The organism is Pseudomonas sp. p99-361 (assembly GCF_003935475.1).
GTDB classification, from domain to species: Bacteria; Pseudomonadota; Gammaproteobacteria; order Pseudomonadales; family Pseudomonadaceae; genus Aquipseudomonas; species Aquipseudomonas juntendi.
The window spans coordinates 38,476-46,796 of the sequence record NZ_RHQO01000039.1; the positions used below are offsets into that span (position 1 = coordinate 38,476).

The window sequence follows — 8,321 nt, forward strand, 5'->3', positions numbered from 1 at the left end:
TGTTCGGCTCAGTTGAAGCCGCTGATGGAAATGAAATCGACGTCGGTCTTGGGCTCGGCACGCATCAGGTGCTCGATGACCTGGTTCAGCGTGCGGCCCTCGAACAGAATGGCATGCAGGCCCGCCACCAGCGGCATGTACACCTGCACCTCCTGGGCCTTGGCCTTGAGCACCTTGAGCGTGTTGACGCCTTCGGCCACTTCGCCCAGGCGGGTAACGGCCTCCTCCAGGCTCTGGCCCTGCCCCAGTGCGAAACCCACCTGGTAGTTGCGGCTTTTGGGGGACGAACAGGTGACGATCAGGTCACCGACCCCGGCCAGGCCCAGGAAGGTCATGGGGTTGGCGCCCAGGCTGACGGCAAAGCGGGTCATTTCGGCCAGGGCACGGGTAATCAGCATGCTCTTGGTGTTTTCGCCCATGCCCAAGGCCACGGCCATGCCGGCGATGATCGCATAAACGTTCTTCAGCGCCCCGCCCAGCTCCACGCCAAATCGGTCGGCACTGGCATAAACGCGGAAGGTACGCCCGTGCAACACCGTTTGCACCTGCTGGCACAGCGCTTCGTGTTCGCTGGCCACTACCGTGGCAGTCAACGCGTGCTCGGCAATTTCGCGGGCCAGGTTGGGCCCGGACAACACGCCGATGCGTGCCTGGGGGGCGATCTCTTCGAGGATCTGGCTCATCAGCTTGAAGCTCTGCGCCTCGATGCCCTTGGTCAGGCTGACCAGGCCCTTGCCGCGCAACAGCTCGGCATGCGGCGCCAGCACGCTGCGCAATGCGCTGGATGGCAGGGCCACGAACACCAGCTCGCTGGCTTGCAAGGTGGCCAGCAGGTCATTGATCGGTTCCACCCCGTCGTGCAGGCGAATGCCCTTGAGGTAGCGCGGGTTTTCACGATTGACACGCATGGCCTCGGCCTGGGCCGGGTCGCGCATCCATTGGCGCACCGGCACACCGTTTTCCGCCAGCAGGTTCGCCACGGCGGTGCCGAAGCTGCCGCCGCCCAGAACTGCAACAGGTTGCTGTTCAGTCATATTCAATCCGTTAAAGCCATAAATTAAGTGGCGACCGGCGCATTATAAAGCCAAGCTGCAAGCTTCGAGCTACCGGCAGCGAGAAAAGCCTGGCACGGTGTGCTGGCAGCCAGAAGCTTGAGGCGGGTCACTGGCAATTGCGCCAAGGTCGGTTACCATGCCTGTTTCCATCCTGAGACAAGGCTGCTCTGTGTTCCCTGGCACGCCCCCTTTCCCGCGTCTGCTCATATTGACCGCCCTGCTCGGTAGCCCGGCCGTGGCCGAGGATCTGTTCATCGACAACACCGACCTGCCCCAGGTTCTGACCGCCACGCGCCTGAAACAGTCGCCGGCAGCGGTACCGGGCAGCATGACCGTCATCGACAGCGAACTGATCCGCGCCAGCGGTGCCCGTGACATCCCCGAGCTGCTGCGCCTGGTACCGGGCATGATGATCGGCTACGGCGCCGGCAACCAGCCCACGGTCAACTACCATGGCAGCAACGCCAGCGACGCGCGGCGCATGCAGGTGCTGATCGATGGCCGCTCGGTGTACCGCGCCGGCCTGGCCACGGTGGACTGGAGCGACATTCCACTGGCCATGGAGGATATCGAGCGTATCGAGGTGTTCCGTGGCCCGAACACGGTCAGCTATGGCGCCAACGCGCTGATGGCCGTGGTCAACATCCTGACCCGCAACCCGGCCGACAGCCATGGCACGCGGATGAAACTGACCCGCGGCCAGGATGGCATCAACGACTATTACCTCAGCCACGGCTTCGGCTGGGATGGCGGCGACATGCGCCTGTCGGTATCGGGCCAGCGCGACGACGGCTTCGACGAGAACCAGTTCGGCCAGGACTACCGCGACAGCCGCCGTTTGAACCGCTTCAACCTCAGCGCCAGTCACACCCTGGCCATCGACCAGACCCTGGAATGGCAACTTGCGGCCAAAGAAGGCAGCAATCAACGGCCCTACACCTACCAGCCGGTTTTCCAGCAGTACGAAGCCGGCAACAACGCCGACGTCAACGCCAAGGACTACGCCGGCTCGCTGCGCTGGACCAAGGAATTCAGCGCTGAACACAGCCTTTATGTTCAGGGCTCGGCTCAACATTTTGACCGCCAGCAAGTGTGGCGCGCCTGTGATGCGGTGCAGTCGTTCAGCCCCGAGCTGACCCAGCTCTGGCAACTGAACCCGAACTTTGCCGAAAGCGTGGCGCGCGGCATTGCCACAGGTGCCCCCCTGGCCACGAACGACCCGGCCCTGCAAGGGCTTTTGCAGAAAGTGCAGGAGCAATGGCAGAACGGCGGCAAGCAACAGGTATGCGGCGATGTTGACCAGAGTACCCGCGAAACCCGCTACGACCTGGAAATCCAGGACACCCTGAGCCTGACCGACAGCCTGCGCCTGCTCAGCGGCATGAACTACCGCTATGACCGGGCCGATTCGCAGACCTACTTCAACGGCAGCGTCGACGACCAGACCTGGCGCCTGTTCGGGCAACTGGAATGGCGCGCCGACGAGCACTGGATCCTGCAGGGCGGCGCCATGTTCGAGGACTCGCAGCTGTCCGGCAACTCGCTGACCCCGCGTGTGGCGGTCAACTACCTGATCACCCCGCGCCATGGCCTGCGTGCGGTGTATTCCGAGGCCGTGCGCTCGCCCGACATGTTCGAGAACAACGTCAACTGGAGCTACACGGTCAAGAACCTCACGCCCAATGCATTCGGCCTGCAAAACGGCGAATACTTCGTCAAGACCCGCGGCCCCGGCGACCTCGAGCAAGAGCGCATGCGCTCGCGCGAACTGGGCTACAACGGCTATTTCAGCGACATTGACCTGAGCATGGACGTGAAGCTGTTCTACGACGAGATCACCGGCATGATCAGCGAGCCGCTGCGCAACAACCAGTACATCGCCAGCAACGCCAACAAGGCCCGCTTCAGCGGCAGCGAGGCACAACTGGACTGGCGCCCTACCCTGCGCGACCGTCTGCGCCTGACCTACGCCTATGTCGATGCCTGGGCCAGCAACCCCGACGATCGCCGCCTCAGCGCCCGCAACAGCGGCTCGGCCGGGTGGATGCGCGACTGGGGTGCCGGCTGGTCGAGCGCGCTGTTCTACTACGGCGACGATGCCCTCAACACGTACCGCTACGAGCGCTTGGACCTGCGCCTGGCCAAGCGTTTCCGGGTATATGGCAGCAACCTGGAGCTGGCGGCGTTGTGGCAACAGCGCCTGGACGATGAACCGACCACGGCAGCCCAGAACCGCTACGACAGCCGCCACCGCCTGAGCGTCAGCGCGGAGCTGGAGTTCTGATGAGCCTGCTGTTGCGCCTGCTGGTACTGTGCCTGTGGCCGCTGGGCCCATTGTCGGCCAGCGAGATCCTGCTGATCGGCGCCGAGGACCAGCCCGGCATCCGCAGCTTCGTGGCGGCGCTGGAAAACCGCAGGCCGCACGACCATGTGCACTTCCAGACCACCGCCGACTTGCCATCACCAGGCAAACTCAAGGCCGACCAGCGCCTGATCCTGCTCGACAACCCTGCCCTCGATTGGCGCCTGAGCGAAACCGCCGGGCCACCGGCCCTGGTCATGCGCGTCAGCCGGGTTCAGGCTGAGCAGCGCCTGGGAAAGTCGCGCCCGGCGTTTCTCACCTTCCTGTGGAATGACGCGCCACCGGCCCGACAGTTGCGCCTAGCGCGTTACTTGCTGCCCCAGGCACGGCGTATCGGCGTGCTGTACGGCCAGCACAGCGGGTTTCTACTCGAGGAACTGCGCCATGCGGCACGGCCGCTGGGCCTGGAAATCGTAGCCCAGGACTGGTCCGACCCACGCGACAACCGGCCATTGCAGCACCTGCTGGGCAACAGCGATGTCCTGCTGGGGCTGGACGACCCTGACCTGTACAACTCCAAGACGGCGAAGAACCTGCTGCTGAGCAGCTATGGCCGGCAGATGGCGCTGATCGGCCCCAACGCCGGTTTTGTCCGCGCCGGCGCACTGGCCAGCACCTACAGCGACCAGGACGACTGGCTGGCGGAACTCGACCAATTGCTCGACCAGCCCCCGGCGCGCTGGCCGCGCAGCCTCTACCCCAAGCGCTACAGCGTCAGCGGCAACCAGCAAGTGGCCCGGGCCCTGGGCCTTGAACCGATCGATCCGAACGCCGCCGCCCAGGTACTGGCCGAAGGAGAACCCACCCCATGAGCAGCAAACGCCTGAGTTGGGACATTCACACCCGCACCCAGATCATCAGCCTTGGCCCCGCGCTGCTGCTGACCTTGCTGCTGATCAGCTTCTTTACCTTCGTTCGTATCCAGGACCTGCGCCAGGAACTCAACCACACCGGGCAATTGATCGCCAACCAGCTGGCACCCGCGTCGGAGTACGGGGTGATTTCCGGTAACAACGAAGTGCTCGAGGGGCTCATGCGGGCCACCCTCAGCATCCCGCACGTCCGCTTCCTGGAGGTACAGGACAGCCGCAACCACATCCTGGTCTACGTGGAGCAGTCCGACGAAAGCGCCAACCGCGCGCAGCAGGTCGAAGTGTTCCAGGCGCCCATCCGCCTGCAGCAGATACGCCTGGACAACGATTTCTTGCAACAGGGCAAAGCCAACACCCCGGCCATCGGGGACGACTACCTGGGCCGGGTGATCGTCGGCATGTCCGATGACGCGTTCAGCCAGCGCCAGCAGGAAATCGTGATCAAGGCGGGCATCCTCGCGCTGTTCGCCCTGCTGTTCACCTTCTTGCTGGCTCGCCGCCTGGCCCTGAGCCTGGCCAAGCCGATCAGCGACATGGGCCACGCGGTCAAGGCCATCCAGCAAGGCAAGTACAACACGCCCTTGCCGGTGGTAGACGACAGCGAGCTGGGCCACCTGGCGCGCCACATCAACAACCTGGCCAGCGCCCTGGAGCAAGCCAGCGCTGAACAGCAACAAACCATTGCCGAGCTGATCCAGGCCCGCGAAGAGGCTGAACAGGCCAACCGTGCCAAGTCCGATTTCCTGGCGATGATGAGCCACGAGCTGCGCACCCCGATGAACGGTGTGATGGGCATGCTGCAGTTGCTGGAAACCACCCCGCTCAGCAACGAACAGGCCGATTACACCGCCGTGGCCAGCGAGTCCACCGGGCACCTGCTGAAAGTCATCAACGATATTCTGGACTTCTCGCGCATCGAACGCGCCGCGCTGCAACTGGAACACATCGACTTCAACCTCGGCGAGCTGATCACCAGCAGCGTCCAGTCCTTCCAGCACAGCGCCCAGCAACGCGGCCTTGGGCTGCACCTGCAATTGCCGGCCGACATCGGCCAGTTGCAGGTGAACGGCGACCCTACGCGCATCCGCCAGATCCTGCTGAACCTGGTGGGCAACGCGCTGAAGTTCACCGAACGCGGCCAGGTGCAGGTCGAGGCCCGCTGGCAAGTGGTCGATCGGCAGTTGATCTGGCTGACCTGCAGCGTGCGTGATACCGGCATCGGTATCGACAGCGACCGCCTGGAAATGATGTTCGTCGCGTTCCAGCAAGCGGACAGCTCGATTTCCCGCCGCTATGGCGGCACCGGGCTGGGGTTGTCGATCGCCCGCACCCTGGCCGAGCGCATGGGTGGCAAGCTGCGCGGTGAGAGCCACGTGGGCCAGGGTTCAACGTTCACCCTGGAGATGCCGTTGGCCCTGGCCAGCCAGGCGCCGGCGCCACTGCCGCACCCACTCGACCCGCCAGCGGCCGCTGCAGAGCAGAAAAAGGTGCTGTTGGTCGAGGATAATCCGGTCAACCAGAGTGTCATAGAAGCCATGCTGCGCAGCCTGGGGCTGGCGGTGTGCACCGCTGCAGACGGCCTCGAGGCGGTCGACCTGGTGGGCCGCCAGCGCTTTGCCGCGGTGCTGATGGACTGCCGGTTGCCGCACATGGACGGCTATGAAGCCACCCGCCGCATTCGCCAACTGGACAACGGCACAGGCCTGCCGATCATCGCCCTGACCGCCAACGCGCTCGACGGCGACCGCGAGCGATGCATGGCCGCCGGCATGGATGACTACCTGAGCAAACCCTTGCGCCGCAGCGAACTGCAGCGCGTGCTGCAACGCTGGTTACCCGGCCAGACAACCGCGACTGGCGATAAATGCTAAAGTGCGGCAGTCTTAAACACTGGACAGGACCTTCATCGGCCCTGAAAATAGACGTTTCAGTGCACACCTGTACTTCTTTCACCAGGTGCGCTGTGACTTTCACCACAACGCAATAGTCTACCTGTAGGCTACCGCCCCGAAGCCGTTGGTTATTCGGGTCGGTCGGGAAGATTCATCCCCTGCCACAGGGGGTTATTGAGGAGCTCGCATGACCAAACAACACGCCTTTACTCGGGAAGACCTGCTGCGCTGCAGTCGCGGTGAGCTGTTCGGCCCAGGTAATGCGCAACTGCCCGCGCCGAACATGCTGATGGTCGATCGCATCACCCACATCAGCGAAGAAGGCGGCAAGTACGGCAAAGGTGAGTTGGTCGCCGAGCTGGATATCACCCCGGACCTGTGGTTCTTCGCCTGCCATTTCGAAGGCGACCCGGTCATGCCGGGCTGCCTGGGCCTCGACGCCATGTGGCAGCTGGTCGGTTTCTTCCTCGGCTGGCAGGGCCTGCCAGGCCGCGGCCGCGCCCTGGGTTCGGGCGAAGTGAAGTTCTTCGGCCAGGTTTTGCCTACCGCCAAGAAAGTCACCTACAACATCCACATCAAACGCGTCCTGAAGGGCAAGCTGAACATGGCCATCGCCGATGGCTCGGTCAGCGTTGACGGCCGCGAGATCTACACCGCCGAAGGCCTGCGGGTCGGCGTGTTCACCTCCACTGACAATTTCTAAGGGTTATTCGCATGCGCCGCGTCGTTATCACTGGTCTGGGCATCGTTTCGTGCCTGGGCAATGACAAAGCTACCGTCACCGAAAACCTGCGCAACAGCCGTCCGGGTATCCGTTACAACCCGGAATACAAGGAAATGGGGCTGCGTAGCCAGGTTTCCGGGTCCATCGACCTCAACCTCGAAGAATTGATCGACCGCAAGGTCTACCGCTTCGTGGGCCACGCGGCTGCCTACGCCTACCTGGCCATGCAGGACGCGATCAAGGATTCCGGCCTGACCGAAGAGCAGGTGTCCAACCCGCGTACCGGCCTGGTGGCTGGCTCCGGCGGCGCCTCGACCCTGAACCAGATGGAAGCGCTGGACACCCTGCGCGAGAAAGGCGTCAAGCGTGTCGGCCCTTACCGCGTCACGCGCACCATGGGCAGCACCGTTTCGGCGTGCCTGGCTACGCCGTTCAAGATCAAGGGCATCAACTACTCGATCTCGTCGGCCTGCGCCACTTCGGCTCACTGCATCGGTACCGCACTGGAGCAGATCCAGTGGGGCAAGCAGGACATCGTCTTTGCCGGCGGCGGTGAAGAAGAGCACTGGAGCCAGTCGTTCCTGTTCGATGCCATGGGCGCCCTGTCGACCAAGCGCAACGAAACCCCGGAACTGGCCTCCCGCGCCTACGACGCAGACCGTGATGGCTTCGTCATCGCTGGCGGCGGCGGCATGGTGGTGGTCGAGGAGCTGGAACACGCCCTGGCCCGTGGCGCCAAGATCTACGCCGAAATCGTTGGTTACGGTGCGACCTCCGACGGTTACGACATGGTTGCCCCGAGTGGCGAAGGCGCTATCCGCTGCATGCAGCAGGCGCTGTCCACCGTCGACACCCCGATCGATTACCTGAACACCCACGGCACCTCGACCCCGGTCGGTGACGTTGCCGAGATGAAAGGCGTTCGCGAGGTATTCAAGGACAAGGCGCCGAAGATCAGCTCGACCAAGAGCCTGTCGGGCCACTCGCTGGGCGCCGCGGGCGTGCACGAGGCGATCTACTGCCTGCTGATGATGGAAAACAACTTCATCGCCGGCTCTGCCAACATCGACGAGCTGGACCCGGAAGTGGCCGACCTGCCGATCCTGCGCAAAACCGAAGAAAACGCCAAGATCGACACGGTCATGAGCAACAGCTTCGGCTTCGGCGGCACCAACGCCACCCTGGTGCTCAAGCGCTGGGAAGGCAAGTAAGGCGCCCTGGCAGTAATCAAAAACGCCCCGACTGGTTCGGGGCGTTTTCTTTTGTGTGGCCTGTACTGGCCCTGTCGCAGCAAGCCAGCTCCCACAGGTACTGCGCAAGGTTTGGAACCTGCGCAACCCTGTGGGAGATTCTATGGTTCCTGGCAAGGGTAGCCGCTGCATCTTCAGTGCCTGTGAGATCGAGCGCCGCCCGCGC

General features: G+C 63.6%; 6 protein-coding genes. 5 read left to right on the top strand and 1 reads right to left on the bottom strand.

The genetic code is table 11. The annotated features are described in order from the left end of the window. Positions 1 to 8: 8 nt before the first annotated feature. Positions 9 to 1,034 carry an NAD(P)H-dependent glycerol-3-phosphate dehydrogenase gene (locus EGJ22_RS17285; protein ID WP_029887740.1) on the bottom strand — a complete coding sequence of 342 codons (1,026 nt, stop codon included), beginning with the start codon at positions 1,032 to 1,034 and terminating at the stop codon, positions 9 to 11. 157 nt (positions 1,035 to 1,191) lie between these two features. Here EGJ22_RS17285 and EGJ22_RS17290 point away from each other — a divergent pair, with 157 nt between their 5' ends. From EGJ22_RS17290 to fabB, 5 genes are all read left to right on the top strand, one after another. Continuing rightward, positions 1,192 to 3,339, top strand: a complete 2,148-nt coding sequence (locus EGJ22_RS17290; RefSeq protein WP_029887741.1) for a TonB-dependent siderophore receptor — start codon at positions 1,192 to 1,194, stop codon at positions 3,337 to 3,339. Beyond that, entirely contained in the window at positions 3,339 to 4,229 is an 891-nt protein-coding gene (locus EGJ22_RS17295; protein ID WP_009683175.1) for an ABC transporter substrate-binding protein, read from the top strand. Before EGJ22_RS17290 ends, EGJ22_RS17295 begins: the two co-directional genes overlap by 1 nt. Continuing rightward, entirely contained in the window at positions 4,226 to 6,160 is a 1,935-nt protein-coding gene (locus EGJ22_RS17300; RefSeq protein ID WP_029887742.1) for an ATP-binding protein, read from the top strand. The genes EGJ22_RS17295 and EGJ22_RS17300 overlap by 4 nt, the downstream gene beginning before the upstream one ends. Before the next feature lie 208 nt (positions 6,161 to 6,368). Continuing rightward, on the top strand, positions 6,369 to 6,884 hold the full coding sequence (gene fabA, locus EGJ22_RS17305) for a 3-hydroxyacyl-[acyl-carrier-protein] dehydratase FabA (RefSeq protein ID WP_008089108.1): 516 nt from the start codon (positions 6,369 to 6,371) through the stop codon (positions 6,882 to 6,884). A gap of 11 nt (positions 6,885 to 6,895) precedes the next feature. Further along, positions 6,896 to 8,116, top strand: coding sequence for a beta-ketoacyl-ACP synthase I (gene fabB / locus EGJ22_RS17310; protein WP_029887743.1), 1,221 nt, complete (start codon positions 6,896 to 6,898; stop codon positions 8,114 to 8,116). Positions 8,117 to 8,321: the final 205 nt, after the last annotated feature.

Coding starts and splice junctions, on each gene's coding strand:
- fabA (WP_008089108.1), top strand. CDS start 6,369: ATGACCAAACAACACGCCTTTACTCGGGAAGACCTGCTGCGCTGCAGT.
- EGJ22_RS17290 (WP_029887741.1), top strand. CDS start 1,192: ATGCCTGTTTCCATCCTGAGACAAGGCTGCTCTGTGTTCCCTGGCACG.
- EGJ22_RS17295 (WP_009683175.1), top strand. CDS start 3,339: ATGAGCCTGCTGTTGCGCCTGCTGGTACTGTGCCTGTGGCCGCTGGGC.
- EGJ22_RS17285 (WP_029887740.1), bottom strand. CDS start 1,034: ATGACTGAACAGCAACCTGTTGCAGTTCTGGGCGGCGGCAGCTTCGGC.
- fabB (WP_029887743.1), top strand. CDS start 6,896: ATGCGCCGCGTCGTTATCACTGGTCTGGGCATCGTTTCGTGCCTGGGC.
- EGJ22_RS17300 (WP_029887742.1), top strand. CDS start 4,226: ATGAGCAGCAAACGCCTGAGTTGGGACATTCACACCCGCACCCAGATC.